The organism is Corynebacterium occultum (assembly GCF_009734425.1).
Lineage (GTDB): Bacteria > Actinomycetota > Actinomycetes > Mycobacteriales > Mycobacteriaceae > Corynebacterium > Corynebacterium occultum.
Genome location: NZ_CP046455.1, coordinates 2,512,497 through 2,528,604, shown reverse-complemented (window position 1 = coordinate 2,528,604; position 16,108 = coordinate 2,512,497). Strand labels below are relative to the sequence as shown.

12 protein-coding genes are annotated in these 16,108 nt (G+C 63.1%); 8 read left to right on the top strand and 4 right to left on the bottom strand.

Annotation, left to right across the window (positions count from 1 at the left end; translation table 11 throughout):
• Nucleotides 1-138: 138 nt before the first annotated feature.
• Complete coding sequence (locus COCCU_RS11635; protein WP_156231651.1) at nt 139-981, bottom strand: hypothetical protein; 843 nt, start codon at nt 979-981, stop codon at nt 139-141.
• A 225-nt stretch (nt 982-1,206) separates the two neighbouring features.
• On the opposite strand from COCCU_RS11635, the gene COCCU_RS11630 reads away from it, so the two are divergent.
• The 4 genes from COCCU_RS11630 (at nt 1,207) to COCCU_RS11615 (ending at nt 5,748) form a co-directional block, all read left to right on the top strand.
• A complete protein-coding gene (locus tag COCCU_RS11630; protein WP_156231649.1) occupies nt 1,207-2,100 on the top strand; it encodes a phosphoribosylaminoimidazolesuccinocarboxamide synthase in 894 nt (297 codons plus the stop codon).
• A gap of 125 nt (nt 2,101-2,225) precedes the next feature.
• Nucleotides 2,226-4,391 (top strand): S9 family peptidase, encoded by a 2,166-nt coding sequence (locus COCCU_RS11625; protein ID WP_156231647.1) that lies wholly within the window; start codon nt 2,226-2,228, stop codon nt 4,389-4,391.
• Nucleotides 4,392-4,526: 135 nt separating this feature from the next.
• On the top strand, nt 4,527-5,204 hold the full coding sequence (locus tag COCCU_RS11620; protein ID WP_156231645.1) for a DUF2334 domain-containing protein: 678 nt from the start codon (nt 4,527-4,529) through the stop codon (nt 5,202-5,204).
• Between the two features lie 58 nt (nt 5,205-5,262).
• Complete coding sequence (locus COCCU_RS11615) at nt 5,263-5,748, top strand: glutathione peroxidase (protein ID WP_156231644.1); 486 nt, start codon at nt 5,263-5,265, stop codon at nt 5,746-5,748.
• Between the two features lie 136 nt (nt 5,749-5,884).
• Here the strand turns inward: COCCU_RS11615 and COCCU_RS11610 are convergent, their stop codons facing one another.
• Nucleotides 5,885-8,947 (bottom strand): ExeM/NucH family extracellular endonuclease, encoded by a 3,063-nt coding sequence (locus COCCU_RS11610; protein ID WP_197088353.1) that lies wholly within the window; start codon nt 8,945-8,947, stop codon nt 5,885-5,887.
• A gap of 382 nt (nt 8,948-9,329) precedes the next feature.
• Here COCCU_RS11610 and purS point away from each other — a divergent pair, with 382 nt between their 5' ends.
• The 4 genes from purS to trhA all read left to right on the top strand — a co-directional run bounded on the left by purS (nt 9,330) and on the right by trhA (nt 13,493).
• On the top strand, nt 9,330-9,575 hold the full coding sequence (gene purS, locus COCCU_RS11605) for a phosphoribosylformylglycinamidine synthase subunit PurS (RefSeq protein WP_156231642.1): 246 nt from the start codon (nt 9,330-9,332) through the stop codon (nt 9,573-9,575).
• Nucleotides 9,572-10,255 carry a phosphoribosylformylglycinamidine synthase subunit PurQ gene (purQ, locus tag COCCU_RS11600; RefSeq protein WP_156231641.1) on the top strand — a complete coding sequence of 228 codons (684 nt, stop codon included), beginning with the start codon at nt 9,572-9,574 and terminating at the stop codon, nt 10,253-10,255. The genes purS and purQ overlap by 4 nt, the downstream gene beginning before the upstream one ends.
• Before the next feature lie 11 nt (nt 10,256-10,266).
• Nucleotides 10,267-12,552: a phosphoribosylformylglycinamidine synthase subunit PurL gene (purL, locus tag COCCU_RS11595; protein WP_156231640.1), complete on the top strand. Its 2,286-nt coding sequence runs from the start codon at nt 10,267-10,269 to the stop codon at nt 12,550-12,552.
• 170 nt (nt 12,553-12,722) lie between these two features.
• A complete protein-coding gene (gene trhA / locus COCCU_RS11590) occupies nt 12,723-13,493 on the top strand; it encodes a PAQR family membrane homeostasis protein TrhA (RefSeq protein ID WP_156231639.1) in 771 nt (256 codons plus the stop codon).
• A 91-nt stretch (nt 13,494-13,584) separates the two neighbouring features.
• Here the strand turns inward: trhA and COCCU_RS11585 are convergent, their stop codons facing one another.
• Nucleotides 13,585-14,559, bottom strand: a complete 975-nt coding sequence (locus COCCU_RS11585; protein ID WP_156231638.1) for an alpha/beta hydrolase — start codon at nt 14,557-14,559, stop codon at nt 13,585-13,587.
• A 9-nt stretch (nt 14,560-14,568) separates the two neighbouring features.
• A complete protein-coding gene (locus COCCU_RS11580; RefSeq protein ID WP_156231637.1) occupies nt 14,569-16,044 on the bottom strand; it encodes a flavin-containing monooxygenase in 1,476 nt (491 codons plus the stop codon).
• Nucleotides 16,045-16,108: the final 64 nt, after the last annotated feature.

Genomic DNA, 16,108 nt, shown 5'->3' with positions numbered 1-16,108 from the left:
TATGAGGGCAGATAAATGTGGCGGGCGCATCTGTGCCCTCAAGGGGTGGAAAACGGGTGAATCAGAGCATGGATGCGCCTGCTATATTTCGACGCCCCCTGGAAGCCTCAACCCCTGGAAGCCTCAACCCAGGAACCCTTAACGCGGCAGGGTCAACAGCGCCAGCAACTCGCCCAACATGGGGATCAGCATGGGGCCGGCACCGGGCAGGGTGCTCAATCTGGCCAGCAGCTCCACCGTGGACTCCGGCTGGTTGAGGGAAGTGGGGGCCTCCGTGGTTCCCCGGACCGAGGGGGTGGTTTCCGGGATGTCCTTGGACTCCAGGCGCTGCACGCACTCATCCCAACGGCCACTCAGACTGTTCTTGCTGAATACCTCAAGCAGCTTGGAGGCGGCTTCGGTGGCAGGCCGTTCCACAGCCTTGGCCTGGCTGCGGAAGGCATGGGAATAGCGCAGATCATCACTGATCGGGTAGAGCAGATCCCCGGTGGCCAACCCACCATTGGAATCCCGCAGCTGGCGGGCAGCATCCAGGCCGGCGGTCGCCGGGTAGCCGGTGAGGATGGCGTCAATCGGGGCGAGCTCACTCTGGAGCAGCTCATTGCGCATCAGCTCCGGGCTCTCCGCCGTCAGGATCGCCTTGATCTCCAGGTCGTGATAACCCTCCGCAGCCAGGGCGGCCCGGGCGATTGCGGGATCGGCGCCATTGTCATAGGCGGCGATGGTCTCACTCAGACCCCGGTTCCCACTGTGGCGGATGCGCAGTGCGGTGTCATGGAAGGCTCCGGCCACCTCTGCTTTATAGGTGGCGGCCCGAGCCAGGTCATCGTCGGTGGCTTCGAGTACGCAGGCAGCCTCATTCTTGATGGTGCCGACCTCCAGGGTGATCGCATCTGCCACCGAGGGGGTGAACAGGCACACCGCAGACAGGGCAGCAACGGTGGCCACACCGGTCATTCGGGCACTGATCTTACGGAGCATGGGGGTACAGCCTACTTTCAGGGAGTGAAGAGCCACATGAGCGTAGCCTCCACCGTCATATTTACTTTTGTCACCTATGACTCATCGGTCACACAGCATATCGTTAGTTAAGAGAATACGCGCACTCCGCTGCCACCGAAAGAAACCGGACCCAGGCTGATCCCCGGGGAGGGGGAGAGCTACTCAACTACCGCGGGAAAACCAACGGGTCTAGACTCACTGATCATGCGTCCTGAACTCTCCCAGTACACCCACCTCTCAGCCGGTAAGGTGCGCGAAATCTACGAGATCGATGATGAGACCCTCCTGATGGTGGTCTCTGACCGAATCTCCGCCTATGACCACATCCTGGACACCGAGATCCCCGACAAGGGACGGGTCCTGACGGCCATGAGCGTCTGGTTCTTCAACGCCCTGGGCATGCCCAACCACCTGGCCGGACCCATCGATGACCCCCGCATCCCCGAGGAAGTCCTCGGTCGGGCCCTGGTCTGCAAGAAGCTGAAGATGCTGCCCTTCGAGTGCGTGGCCCGGGGCTACCTCACCGGTTCCGGCCTTGCGGAATACCGCAAGAACGGCACCGTCTGCGGCATCGAACTGCCCGAGGGCCTGACGGAGGCCTCCAAGCTGGCTGAGCCCATCTTCACCCCGGCCACCAAGGCTGAGCAGGGTGACCACGACGAGAACGTCTCCTTCGAGGTGGTCGTCGACAAGCTCGGCCAGGCACGTGCCGAGCAGCTGCGTGACATCACCCTGAAGATCTACTCAGAGGCCGCCGCCATCGCCGAGAAACGCGGTGTCATCCTCGCCGACACCAAGTTCGAGTTCGGTCTCGACGCCGAGGGCACCCTCATCCTCGCCGATGAGGTCCTGACCCCCGACTCCTCCCGCTACTGGCCCGCCGACACCTACGAGGAAGGCAAGGTCCAGCCCAGCTTCGACAAGCAGTACGTCCGCAACTGGCTGACCAGCCCCAAGTCCGGCTGGGACAAGAACTCCGAGACCCCGCCCCCGGCGCTGCCCGGCTCCGTGGTCGAAGCCACCCGCGAACGCTATATCGAGGCCTATGAGCGCATCTCCGGCCTGAAGTTCGCCGACTGGATCGGCAGCTGCGTCTAAGCACCCCGAATCTCACACCGCCGGGACCCCTTACCCCAGGGGCCCCGGCGGTTTTCTTGTCTCCCCGGCCACAGCCCCGACCCGGCGAAGTCCTCGAAAAGCGGATGCGGTTAGCATCGGATGACATGTCCTCAGATGATCAGAACCAGAAGCACAGCGGCGCCGCCGCACAGGTGTCCGCACCCCGGGCCGCAAAGCATCCCGTGATCCGCACCCACCACGGCATCGAGTTCCAGGATGACTATGAATGGCTGCGCGAGAAGAACGCCCCGGAAACCCTCGACTACCTCAACGCCGAGAATGACCACACCGAGGCGCACACCGCCGAATTGGCGGAACTACGGGAAAATATCTACACCGAGATCAAGTCCCGGATTAAAGAAACGGACATGTCCATCCCCACCCGCGCCGGGGACCACTGGTATTACGGCCGCACCCAGGAGGGAAAGAACTACGGCATCTCCTGCCGCGTGCCGGTTGCCGAGGGGTCAGATCCCTGGGTGCCTCCGACCATCCCGGAAGAGGGGGCGGTGGAAGGGGAGCAGATCATCCTCGACCTCAATGAGCTGGCCGAGGGCCATGAGTTCTTCTCCCTGGGGGCTTCTTCCGTGACGACTTCCGGCCGCTACCTGGCCTACTCCGTGGACACCGAGGGGGATGAGCGTTTCACCCTGCGGGTCAAGGACCTGGACACCGGCGAGCTGCTGGCTGATCGGCTGGACGGCATCTTCTACGGCGCGACCTGGGCAGGGGAGGAGTACCTCTTCTACCAGCTGGTGGATGAGGCCTGGCGGCCGGATTCGGTGTGGCGCCACAAGATCGGCACCGACCAGTCCGAGGACGTCCGGGTCTTCCATGAGCCCGATGCCCGTTTCAACACCGGTGTCGGGGGCAGTCGTTCGGAGAAGTACCTCTTCATCGAGGCCGCCTCCAAGATCACCTCCGAAACCTGGGTGCTGGAGACCGATGACCCGACCGGGGAGTTCCGGCTGCTCTGGGAGCGCGAACCGGGTGTGGAGTACATGATCGACCATGCGGTGGTGGCGGGGGAGGACCGTTGGGTGGTCACCCACAATGCCACCGGCCCTAACTTCGCGGTCAGTGACGCCCCGGCACTCAGTGGTGCGGAGCTGCCCCCGCTGCGGGAGCTGGAGGATCTGATCCCCCACCGCGAGGACGTCCGCATCGAGGGCATTGACACCTACCGTGATTTCATCGTCTCCGGTTACCGTTCCGGGGCGATCGGGAAACTGGCGGTGATGAAGCTCGCCGAATCCGGTTATGGGGAGTGGGAGGAGCTGGAGTTCGAGGAGGAGCTCTACAACGCCGGTTCCGGCGGGAACCCGGAGTGGGATGCCCCGGTGATCCGCCTGGGCTACGTCTCCTTCACCACCCCCTCCCAGCTCTATGACTATGAGATCGCCACCGGGAAGCGCACCCTGCTCAAGGAGCAGGAGGTGCTCGGCGGCTATGACCGGAGTCAGTACACCGCCTACCGGCTGTGGACCACGGCAGCTGACGGGGCCGAAATTCCGGTGTCGGTGATCCACCGCGCTGACCTGGACCGGAACAAGCCCAACCCCACCCTGCTCTACGGCTACGGCTCCTATGAGAGCTCGATTGACCCCGGTTTCTCCATCGCCCGGCTCTCCCTGATGGATCGCGGCATGATCTTCGTGATCGCCCACGTCCGGGGCGGCGGTGAAATGGGTCGACTCTGGTATGACAACGGCAAGATGGACAAGAAGAAGAACACCTTCACCGACTTCATCGCCGTGGCCGATGACCTCCTTGAACGGGGGATCACGGCACCGGAGATGCTGGTGGCGGAGGGTGGTTCCGCCGGTGGCATGCTGATGGGTGCGGTGGCCAATATGGCACCGGATCGTTTCAAGGCCATCCATGCGGCAGTGCCCTTCGTGGACCCCCTGACCTCCATGCTGATGCCGGAGCTGCCCCTGACCGTCACCGAATGGGATGAGTGGGGCGATCCCCTGCATGAGCGCGAGGTCTATGAGTACATGGCCTCCTACGCCCCCTATGAGAATGTGGCGGCCAAGCAGTACCCCAATATCCTGGCCGTCACCTCGCTGAATGACACCAGGGTGCTCTATGTGGAGCCGGCGAAGTGGATCGCCAAGCTGCGGGACACCGCCACCGGGGGACAGTTCCTGCTGAAGACCGAGATGTCGGCCGGGCATGGTGGTGTGTCGGGGCGCTACGCCAAGTGGCGCGAAACCGCCTTCGAGTACGCCTGGATCGTCAATCAGGCGACGGGGTTGAGGGCCTGAGCCTTCACCCCAGGGGGCCACTGAGGTTCCGGACCCCACCGGCTCCCCGAACCTGGGGGCAACACTCTGGCCTCCAACCGCGCTACTGAGCCTCTCGGAGCGACAGCGGGCGGAGATCATGGGATAATCAGGCCCATGCGCGGCCACCTCCTGGTATCGATCTCGAGTATTTTCGATCAGACTCAGCCGGCGGTGGCCGATATGGTCGCCAGCCTGGACGGACAAAACATCCCCGTCTCCCTGCTGGTGGCGCCGCATATCGACGGCAACTGGCACCTGGCCAAGGATCGTGCCACCCGGGACTGGCTGCTGGCACAACAGAATGCCGATCGAGCGCTCATCCTCAACGGTTTCGACCAGGCCGTCCAGGGAAGAAGAGCTGAATTTGCCACCCTCTCCCGCCATGAGGCAGCCCTCCGCCTGAAGGGTTCCACCCGCCAGATGGGGCAGATCGGCTTCCGACCGGAGATCTTCGCCCCGCCCCGCTGGCAGCTCTCGGAGGGGACCCTGCAGGCGCTGCCCGAATTCGGTTTCCAGCTAGCCGCCTCCACCACCGGACTGCACAACCTGCGCAGCGGCGAATTCCACCAGTCCCGCAACCTCTCCGTGGGTGAGGGTTTCGGCCAGGCCAAGTGGTGGCGCCGCAATGTCATCCGGGCCGCGGAACGCGGTGCCGCCAAGGGCAACTCCATCCGCCTGTCCATCTCGGGGCGAAACCTGCTCAATGAGAAGGTGGCGGAGGACTTCCTCCGGGCCGCCAATGCCGCAGTCAAGGCGGGCGCGCTGCCCACCGACTACCGCCACTTCAGCTAGCCGGCGCTTATCGACGCCCCCCCCGAACATCCCCTGCTTTCCAGGTAGCCTGGCTGCCATGAGTGCAATCCACGACATCGACATCAGCTACAACGACGGCAGCACCGGCACCCTCGGTGACTACAAGGGCAAGGTTGTCCTGGTGGTCAACACCGCCTCCCAGTGCGGTTTCACCCCGCAGTACCAGGGCCTGCAGCAGCTGCAGGAGACTTATTCTGAACGTGGTTTCACCGTGCTGGGGGTGCCCTGCAACCAATTCGGCGGCCAGGAACCCGGCAGTGACGGAGAGGTCGCGGAGTTCTGCTCCCTCAACTACGGCGTGAACTTTCCACTGAGCACCAAGGTAGAGGTCAACGGGGAGAACACCCACCCCCTCTACCGGGAGCTGAAGCAGAGTTCAGATGCCCAGGGTGAATCCGGGGACGTGAAGTGGAACTTCGAGAAATTCCTGCTTTCCCCGGAAGGCGAGGTGCTCGGCCGCTACCGTTCCGCCACCACCCCAGCTGAGCTCAGCGAAGTGATCGAAGCACATCTGCCCCGGTAGTTTCCGGAAACCGAAGACCCGGCCCCGCTCTCGAACCTCCTGGAAGGTTCGAGAGCGGGGCCGGGTCTTTGATATTTCTTCCTCAGCGTTTAGTGCTGCCAGGGGGGATCCTGCTCAGCGGAAGATCGAGTTCAAATTAAAGGATTCCCGGGAAGAAGGTGTTCAGCAGCCAGGTGAAGATGCCACCCAGGAGCGGTAAACCGGCGAGGAAGCCGAATGCGGTCTCCAGGAAGGAAGCGCCGTCCCTGCCGTTCTCGCCGTCCCTGCCGTTCTCGCCGTCGGTGCCGTCTGCGCCATCCTTGCCATCTTCGCCGTCGGTGCCGTCAACGCCGTCTTGGCCACTGATCTTGCCCAGGTTCTGGGTGACACCATCGGTGTAGGTGACGATCAGCTCACCGGCCTCATTGACCTGGAAGGTGGCGATGCCGCGACCATCCTGGCCATCCTTGCCGTCGGTGCCGTCAACACCGTCCTGACCGTCTTCACCGTCCTGGCCGTCAGCGCCATCGACGCCATCGGTGCCGTTCTGGCCATCTTCACCATCAGCACCGACAACCTTGCCCAGGTTCTGGGTGCTGCCGTCGGTGTATATGACGATCAGCTCACCGGCCTCGTTGATTTCGAAGCGATCAAGGTTCTTCTCCTGCGGGTTTTCACCCTCACCCTCATCCTCATCTTCGCCCGGGGCGCCGGTGCCGGCGCCGAGGTTGAAACCGACCTTGATCGGGTCATGATCAGAGGAGCGGAAGGGGGACTCGTCGAGGAAGTCGACGATGTTGTAGTTGTCGCGGGAGTATTCGAAGGCGATGGACTCGTCGCCGTTGATGTCCCAGACCTCCGCGTCGACAACCATCTCCATGGCGGGGGCGTTGCCCAGGGCGTGGTCGAGGGAGCCGATTCGGCCGGAGAACTGGTAGGTCTCACCGGCGTCGTACTTGGTGACGATATTTTCGAAGCCGTTGCTCTCCAGGACAGCGATCGCGGTTTCCTTGGAGTAGGAGTTTATGTCGCCGAGGATGAAGACCGGTTTGTCCTTCCAATCGGCCTGCTTAGCGAGACCATCCAGCAGAGCCTGGGACTGAGCGGCGCGGACATTGGGGTTGTTGCCCTGGCCATCGCCCTTGTCTCCATCGCCGCGGGAGACGGAACCCTTGGACTTGAAGTGGTTGGTGATGGCGATGAAGGTTTCGCCATCCTCCACACCGGTGGCGCGGAATTCCTGCGCCAGCGGCTGGCGGGCCAGGCCGGTGAAGGCCTGGTCGTTGAAGATGCGGGATGCCCCGACCGGGGTGACCTCCTCGGGCTGGTAGATGAAGGCGACACGGATGACATCTTCGTTCTCACCGACCACGGAGGGGGAGTCCACATAGGCCCACTTCTCGGAACCTGCGGCGGTGTTCAGGGCGTCGACAAGCTGGGAAAGCGAGTAATCACGGTCTGAGATGCGGCCGGTGACGGCGGCGGTGTTTTCGATTTCCTCGAGACCGACGACGGAGGCGTCCAGGAGGTTGATCGCGTTGACGATCTTGATCTCCTGGTTGTCGAAGGCTTCCTGGGTGTAGGCGCCGCGGACATCGCAGGACCTGGTGGCCACGGGGGTTCCCTCGCGGTCGGTGTAGGAGCTGCAGCGGGACTGGTCCTCACCCAGGGAGGTGAAGTAGTTCAGCACATTGAAGTTGGCGACAGACAGCTCGCCGGCCACGGTGTCCATGGCACCCAGCTCGGCGGCGCGGGAGTCTTCCCAGGTGATGGGGAGATCAGTGCCGGAGGTGTTGCCGGTGACCGGGGAGGTGGGCTGGAAGGTCCAGGCGTCGAAGGAGTAGTCCAGGATAACGGGGTGCTGGAAGTCCACCTGATCGCCGGTGCGTAGGGACTTGATGGTCTGGCCACCGTCCTGGGAGATCCAGGGCAGCGGGACACTGGTGTCCTTGTTCATGTAGTTCGGGGTACGGCCATCGTCCAGGGTGATGGACTGGGCGGCCTGCTCCGCCATGAGCTGCTGCACCGGGGAGTTCGGATCCGTACTGGGGGAGTGGACATCGGTGGCCTGAATGAAGGGCTCAGTGCCGGGGGCCAGGTCGATGGTGCCGAAGGTGTTCAGGTTGTAGTTGTTGGTGACGGTGTGATCACCGGTGGGCAGCAGCAGCATGCCCTCATAAACCTCACGGGCCGTATTTCCGACGGGGAGGGTCTCGATCTCGGTCTGGACGGCCGGGGCCAGCGGCTCAGCGGTCGGGGTGACCAGCGAAGCGGTGATCTGGGTGGCCTCGTAGTGCTCCCCGGCGGTGCCGGTGACGGTCAGGGATGTGTTGATCGCCGGGAAATCGGCGGCGGAGGCGCCACTCCCGAGGTAGACGAAGATTCCGTCAGAGGCATCCCCTGCGAACTTCGGTGCACCCCCGCTGCCTGCGGTCTGCAGGTAGAAGCCGTTCTTGTTGCCCTCCGGGTAGACCGCGGTAACCACGCCCTCGGTGGTCACGGTCTGGCCGTTCTTCGGCGTGGTGGCGCCAGCGCCCTGGATCTCGGCGATGGAGATGACCTCGCCATGCTCACCAGGGTTGGTGCTGCCGCCACCATCATCACCGGTGTCGCCGGTGCCTTCACCAGCGGTCTGGCCCGTGGAGTTGGTGGGGGTGGGGGTGCCCACGCTGAAGTCGGCGGCGTTGTTGTCGGTGTCCACGCCATCGACGTTGCGGGCGGCGGAGGTGCTGTTGTCCAGCACCGGGGAGGCGGTGCCCTCGAAGAGGTTGGCGCTGCCGTAGCCGACCAGGTCGATCTCTCCGCCAGCGGGATCGAAGAGCTTGACCGCGCCATTGGCTCCGGCCATGGCGATGGAGCCGCTCTCATCAGCCGGGGCGGTGGTGTTGCCACCATTGCCGGCAGCCATGTTGAGCAGGTAGAAGCTCTGTGCGGGGATGGTGCCCGTCAAGGTGTGTTTGCCGCCGGAACCACCGCCCCGCGAGAAGTACTCGACCACGTAGCCGTCGAGGTTGATGGCCTCGGTGGTCGGGTTGTAGAGCTCAATGAAGTCATTGGTCAGGGTTGCGCCACTGTTGCCCCCTCCTCCATAGACCTCGTTGATGACGACCTGGCTGCCGTCGACGGCAGCTCCGGCGGTGGGGATGGCCGCCATGCTCACTGTGGTGGCACCCGCGATGGCGATTGCCAGGGCGCGGGCCCGGGTGAATCTCTGCTCCATTGTGCTCTCTTCAGATTTTGGGGAATTAAAAGGAAGTGTCCCGGAGAGGATCTGTGAAGAGGTTGTGAAGACTTCACCATTCATCCGGGCCTTAAGAAATATCTATGTTGTTTCAGCAAGTTCTGCAGTGTGAGAAATGTTGGCCCCCTGTGGCTTTAGGTTTGGTTGGCAAAGAATTCATTCAAAGGTCATCCCAGTTAAGGTGGGATCCACTTATTGGGTGCAGGGGGTTCATCTCTTGTCGCGGAAAGTGAGCGGAGCATTCCCCTAAAGGTGAGATTAATACTTTGGAGGTAGGGCAAGGGCTGGGAATATAGGTCAAAACTGCAGTACAAGCTAGACTGACTGTGGCATATTCCGGCGAGATTTAAGGGAGCACATCGTGGCCCGTGTAGTTGTCAATGTCATGCCGAAGGCAGAGATCCTGGATCCTCAGGGGCAGGCGGTCCTCCGCGCCCTGGGACGCATCGGCGTCAGCGGAGTCAGCGATGTCCGTCAGGGCAAGCGCTTCGAGCTTGAGGTGGATGATTCAGTGAGCGAGGCAGACTTGACCAAGGTCGCCGAAACTCTGCTGGCGAACACCGTCATCGAGGATTTTGAGGTTGTCGGAGTCGAGGTCGCCAAGTGAGCGCGAAAATCGGCGTAATCACCTTCCCAGGAACGCTTGACGACGTCGACGCCGCCCGCGGTGTGCGACTCGCCGGCGCCGAGGTGGTGAACCTCTGGCATGCCGACGCCGACCTCAAGGGGGTTGACGCGGTCGTCGTCCCCGGCGGTTTCTCCTATGGTGACTACCTCCGTTCCGGTGCGATCTCCGCGATCGCCCCGGTCATGCAGTCCGTGGTCGAGGCAGCCGCCAAGGGCATGCCAGTGCTCGGTATCTGCAACGGTTTCCAGATCCTCACCGAGGCAGGTTTACTGCCCGGTGCACTGACCCGTAACCAGGGCCTTCACTTCCACTGCACCGACACCTATCTCGAGGTGGTCAACAACACCACCGCGTGGACCTCGAACTATGAGCAGGGCCAGAAGATCCTGGTTCCCGCCAAGCACGGCGAGGGCCGTTTCCAGGCCTCCAAGGAGACCGTCGAGGAGCTTGAGGGCGAGGGCCGCGTGGTCTTCCGCTACACCGACAACTACAACGGTTCCCTCAACTCCATCGCTGGCATCACCTCCGCCAACGGCCGGGTTGTGGGCCTCATGCCGCACCCGGAGCACGCCGTGGAAGCCCTGACCGGCCCCTCCACTGACGGCCTGCAGATGTTCCTGTCCGCTATCGGTGCCATCGGCGCCTCTGCGAACGTTTAAGAAGGGGAGAAATGACCGTTCACAATGACACCGTCGCAGCGGCCCAGGCAGCGCCGGAGCAGGCGCAGCCCTATGCCGAGCTGGGGCTGAAGGATGATGAGTACGCACGCATCAAGGAGATCCTGGGGCGTCGCCCCACGGATGCGGAACTGACCGTCTACTCCGTGATGTGGTCGGAGCACTGCTCCTACAAGTCCTCCAAGGTGCACCTGCGCTACTTCGGGGAGACCACCACCCCGGAGATGGCGGAGAAGATCCTGGCCGGCATCGGTGAGAACGCCGGTGTGGTCGACATCGGAGGCGGCGACGCCGTCACCTTCCGTGTGGAGTCCCACAACCACCCCTCCTTCGTCGAGCCCTACCAGGGTGCGGCAACCGGTATCGGCGGCATCGTCCGCGACATCATGGCCATGGGTGCCCGCCCGATCGCCGTGATGGATCAGCTGCGCTTCGGCCCGGCCGACGCCCCGGACACCAGCCGTGTCCTGCCGGGTGTCGTCCACGGCATCGGCGGCTACGGTAACTCCCTCGGCCTGCCCAACATCGGCGGTGAGACCGTCTTCGACGAGTCCTACGCAGGCAACCCCCTGGTCAACGCCCTGTGTGTGGGCACTCTGAAGGTGGAGGACCTCAAGCTGGCCTTCGCGTCCGGCACCGGCAACAAGGTCATGCTCTTCGGCTCCCGCACCGGCCTCGACGGCATCGGCGGCGTCTCCGTCCTGGGTTCCGCATCCTTCGAGGAAGGTGAGGAGCGCAAGCTCCCGGCCGTCCAGGTCGGCGACCCCTTCGCCGAGAAGGTGCTCATCGAGTGCTGCCTCGAGCTCTACCAGGCCGGCGTGGTCGTCGGCATCCAGGACCTCGGTGGCGGCGGCCTCGCCTGCGCCACCTCTGAGCTGGCTGCCGCCGGTGACGGTGGCATGCGCGTCAACCTGGACAATGTGCCGCTGCGCGCCGAGAACATGAGCGCCGCAGAGATCCTGGCCTCTGAGTCCCAGGAGCGCATGTGCGCCGTGGTGACCCCGGAGAACGTCGGGAAGTTCCTCGAGATCTGCGCCAAGTGGGAGGTGACCGTCGCCGAGATCGGTGAGGTCACCGACGAGAAGGACCGCTACCTCGTCTACCACAACGGTGAAGTCGTGATCGACGCCCCGGCCTCCACCATCGATGAGGGCCCCGTCTACGAGCGCCCCTTCGCCCGCCCCCAGTGGCAGGACGAGATCCAGGCCACCCCGGAGGTCTCCCGGCCCAGCGAGCCGGCTGAGATCAAGCAGGCTCTCTTCGACATGGTTTCCTCCCCGGCCCTCTGCTCCCGTGACTTCATCACCGAGCAGTTCGACCGCTACGTCCGCGGCAACACCATCAAGGCGAAGTACTCCGACGCCGGTGTGCTGCGCATCAACGAGGAAACCAACCGCGGTGTCGCCATCTCCGCGGATGCCTCCGGCCGCTACGCCAAGCTGGATCCGAGCACCGGTGCCCGCCTGGCTCTGGCCGAGGCCTACCGCAACGTCGCCGTCACCGGTGCCCGCCCGGTGGCCGTGACCAACTGCCTGAACTTCGGCTCCCCGGAGAACACCGATGTCATGTGGCAGTTCCGTGAGGCAGTCCACGGTCTGGCCGACGGCGCCAAGGAGATGGGCATTCCCGTCTCTGGCGGCAACGTCTCCTTCTACAACCAGACCGGCGATGAGCCGATCCTGCCGACCCCGGTCGTCGGTGTCCTCGGCGTCATCGAGGATGTCCATCAGGCCATCGGCCACGACCTGGGCAGCGTCGATGAGGCTGAGAAGCTGATCCTGCTGGGCACCACCCGCGATGAGTTCGGTGGCTCCATCTGGCAGCAGATCTCCGGTGGCGGCCTGCAGGGCATGCCCCCGCAGATCGACCTGGCCGATGAGATGAAGCTGGCTGATTTCTTCATCGGCAACACCGAGCTGACCGCCGCGCACGACCTCTCCGAGGGTGGCCTGGCACAGGCCGTCATCGAGATGGCGATCCGTGCGGACCGCGGTGTCGAACTGGACCTGGACAAGGTCAATGAGGACCAGTTCACCGCCCTCTTCTCCGAGTCTGCGTCCCGCGTCCTGGTGGCCACCACCGCCGACAAGGTCGAGGCTGTGCTGGCCCACGCCGCAGAGCTGGGCGTCCCGGCCGCGGAGATTGGCTCCACCACCGAGCAGACCGAGCTGAAGTTCGGCGAGGTCTCCGTCCAGGTCGCCGAGCTGCGCGAGGCATGGCAGAACACCCTGCCGGAGCTCTTCGGCCACGCCGTCGGCGCCAACGCCGTCGTCGAGTAGCAGCGCATCATCAGAGCAGGGCCCGGTGAGAATATCCTCACCGGGCCCTGCTTTGTCATTCCGATCACGAAACCTGTGCGAAACCGGGATGGAAGGTCAGCTCCCCGGCACCTGGAAGCGTAGAATCCAGTGCGGAAGAAGCTTGCCCACACCGAGTCAGAAAAAAGGACATGGAACCCACGCGAATTTCCGCTGAAGGCAGGAACCCGGATTTCGAGAATCGCGGCGGCGAATCCGGAGAGGCTGAACCCCTGATCGAGTTGACCCACTGGGTCTACGACCGTGGGCACCGGCCTTCAACCCGTGGCTGGTTCCATTTCTTCGCCGCGATCCTCGGGGTGATCGCGGGTTCGGTGCTGGCCACCTACGCCTGGATGAGCATCATCTGGTGGCAGGCACTGGGAGTCACCCTCTACGCAGTCGGCGTGGTGGTGCTCTTCGGGGTCTCCGCCGCCTATCATCTGGGCCCCTGGCGGAGAAAGAAGACGGTGGACTGGTGGCGTCGCGCTGATCACGCCACCATCGCGGTGTTCATCGCCGCCACATACACCCCCTTCTGTCTGATCGCATTGCCTCCGCAGACCGCCACCTGGATGTTGACCCTGGCCTGGGCAGGGGCATTGGGCAGCGTGATTCTCAACCTGGTGTGGATCGATCATCCCCGCTGGCTCGGGACGCTGGTCTACCTGGTCATCGGCTGGTTGATCGTGCCCCTGGTGCCGCAGCTGCTGCACAACGCCGGGGAGGCGGTGCTGTGGCTGTTGCTCGCCGGGGGCATCGTCTACACCCTGGGGGCGCTGGTCTACGCCTTCCGTTGGCCGGGTCGGGATGCCCGCTGGATCGGATACCATGAGCTCTTTCACCTGGCGACCATCATCGCCGCCGTGGTTCACATGGTGGCGGTGTGGATGGTGGTGAATCAGGCGGCGGGGGTCATCTGAACTTCCCTCAGATAACGCATGAACGCCCGTTTATCGTATCTTCCCCGATGTGGGGGAGCTTCCGATAAGCGGGCGTTGTGCGGGACTGGGGTCAGCAGCTGTGCTGGCTTATGAAGTCAGCGGCCTCATGTAGATAACGCTCCCCGGTAGGAATCTTGCCGGCAGAGGTGAATAGACCGTGGGCATAACCGAGGAGATGATCATAACGGACCGTGGCCCCGGAGCTGGCCAGCTTCAGGGCGTAGCAGCCACCTTCGTCAGCCAGGGGATCATTGTCTACCGTGATCACATAACTCGGTGGCAAGTGCTCCGGCAGGGTTGCCAGCAAAGGACTCAGATCCGGACGTGCACGGACCTCACCTTTGTCTACATAGGTGTCGATGAACCAGCGCATGGTGTCAGCCACCATGGGAAAGCCGGTGGTCAACCGCTGGTAGGAGAGAGAATTATCGAGGTTTTTGTCGCTGATGTCGGTGATCGGGTAGAGCAGCACCTGGGAATTCACCCGGGGTATTCCGGTTTGGACTGCTTCATTTGTCAATGTGGCGGACAGCTGGCCACCTGCACTGTCCCCGATGAAGCTCACTGAACTCAGCTGTATCCCATGGAGGTCAGCACGCTCAGCAAACCAGCGCAATGCCACCCGGCAGTCATCGATCGCCGCCGGGTAGCGGTGCTCCGGCGCCAGCCGATAATCCACCGCGATCAACGGCTGCCCGGTGCGTGCCGCCAGGCGATGCGCAACGGAGTCATGGGTGCGTAGATCGCCCATCAACCAGCCACCACCGTGGATGAACACGATGCCGGGGGTCGGCTGATCACGATGCTCGACCGGACGTGGGTCATAGAGCCGGACCCGGAACTGATCTACCTGGAAGTCAGTTTCGCTGACCCCGGTCAGTTTGGGTAGCGCTGCGGCTGCGGTGGCGGTGACATAGCGTTCGCGGACCTCATTGATCGCGATGCGGTGGAAGGAGACGGCGCCGGAATCACGGAATGCCTGTAGCACCTCCTGAGCATCCTCGGCCACGGGGCGGCCGCTGTATTCATCGTGGGTGGTGTACATGAGAGGTCCTTAGACCTTGACGGGAGCAGCGATACCGTAGTCCACCAGATCCAGAGCACGGGTCAGATCGTGGTACTCCTTGACGGTTCCGGACCAGTTGTTGATGACCTTGCCGTCCGCGTTCTTGTACCAGGAGGAACAGTCCGCAGAGAAGGCGGAGTTATCCAGCTCTTCCTGGACATGGGCGTTGAACTCGTTCAGGGTGTCGGGAGTGACATCGAGCACCAGCTCGGCATCCTCCTTGAGGAGGGCAACCGCCTGGCTGACATACCGGTTCTGGGCCTCGATCATGGCCACGATGGAGTGGTGGTTGAGGTTGGTGTTGGGGCCGTAGATGATGAACATGTTCGGGTAGCCGTCGACACACATGCCCAGGAAAGCCTCCGGCGCATTCCCCCAGCGATCGGACAGGTCCCGGCCCTCGCGGCCGATGACCTGCATATCGCCCTGGAAGGCGTGGGATTTGAATCCGGTGCCGAAGATGATGATGTCCACCTCATGCTCCACGCCGTCGGCCGTGACGATGCCCTTCGGGGTGACCCGCTGGATGCCCTCGGTGACCAGGGAGACATTCTCGTGGTTGAAGGTGGGGTAGAAGTCATCGGAACGCAGGATGCGCTTGCAGCCGAAGTCATAGTCCGGGGTGAACTGCTCTCGCAGCTTCGGATCGGTGATCACGCTCTCCATGTGCTCCCGCGCCAGGCGCATCCCTTCAGCCGCAGCATCGGTCTGTTTGCGGGTGCGTTCAAAACCGGCTTCACGTTCCTGGTGGATCGCCTTACGCACCTTGCGGTAGGTATCCGGATTCTGCTGGAACTCGGTGATCTGTTCATCACTGAAGATCTGCTGGGAACGCGGCATGATGTAGTTTGCGGAACGTTGGAACACACTCAGCTGGGAGGCGACCTTCGCCACCTCTGGAACGTACTGCACGGCGGTGGCCGCAGCACCGATGGAGGCGACCTTTTTGCCCCTCAGCTCGAGGTCATGGCGCCACTCAACAGAGTGGAAGGTCTCTCCTTCGAAGGCTTCCAGACCCGGGAGGTCCGGGATATTCGGAATGCCCAGCTGGCCCCAGGCTGGCACCCAGGAGCGGCTGAGGTAGATCTCACCGGTGGCGGTGGTGATCTCCCAGAGCTTCGAGTCCTCATCCCAGGTGGTCTCGGTGACCAGAGAGTTGGTGCGTAGGTGCTGGTGCAGCCCGAACTTATCGGCGAGGGAGGTCAGGTAGCGCAGCAGCTCATCGCGGCCAGCGTACATGCGGGAGACATCGAGGTGGAGATGGTAGCTGTAGCAGTAGATGACCGCCTGGGTGTCGCAGGCGGCACCGGGGTAATTGTTATCACGCCACACACCACCCAGGGTGTCCTCCTTCTCCAGGATCAGAAAGTTGTCGATGCCGTCCTGAACGAACTGGGCACCCTGTCCGAGGCCACCGAAACCGGCTCCGATGATGATGGAATCGTAGATGTGCTGGTTGTTCATGAGAAGTGTGTCCTTAAAATTGTGGGTGTGGAGTTGTGGGGCCGGCAGCGCGGGATCAGTGCTA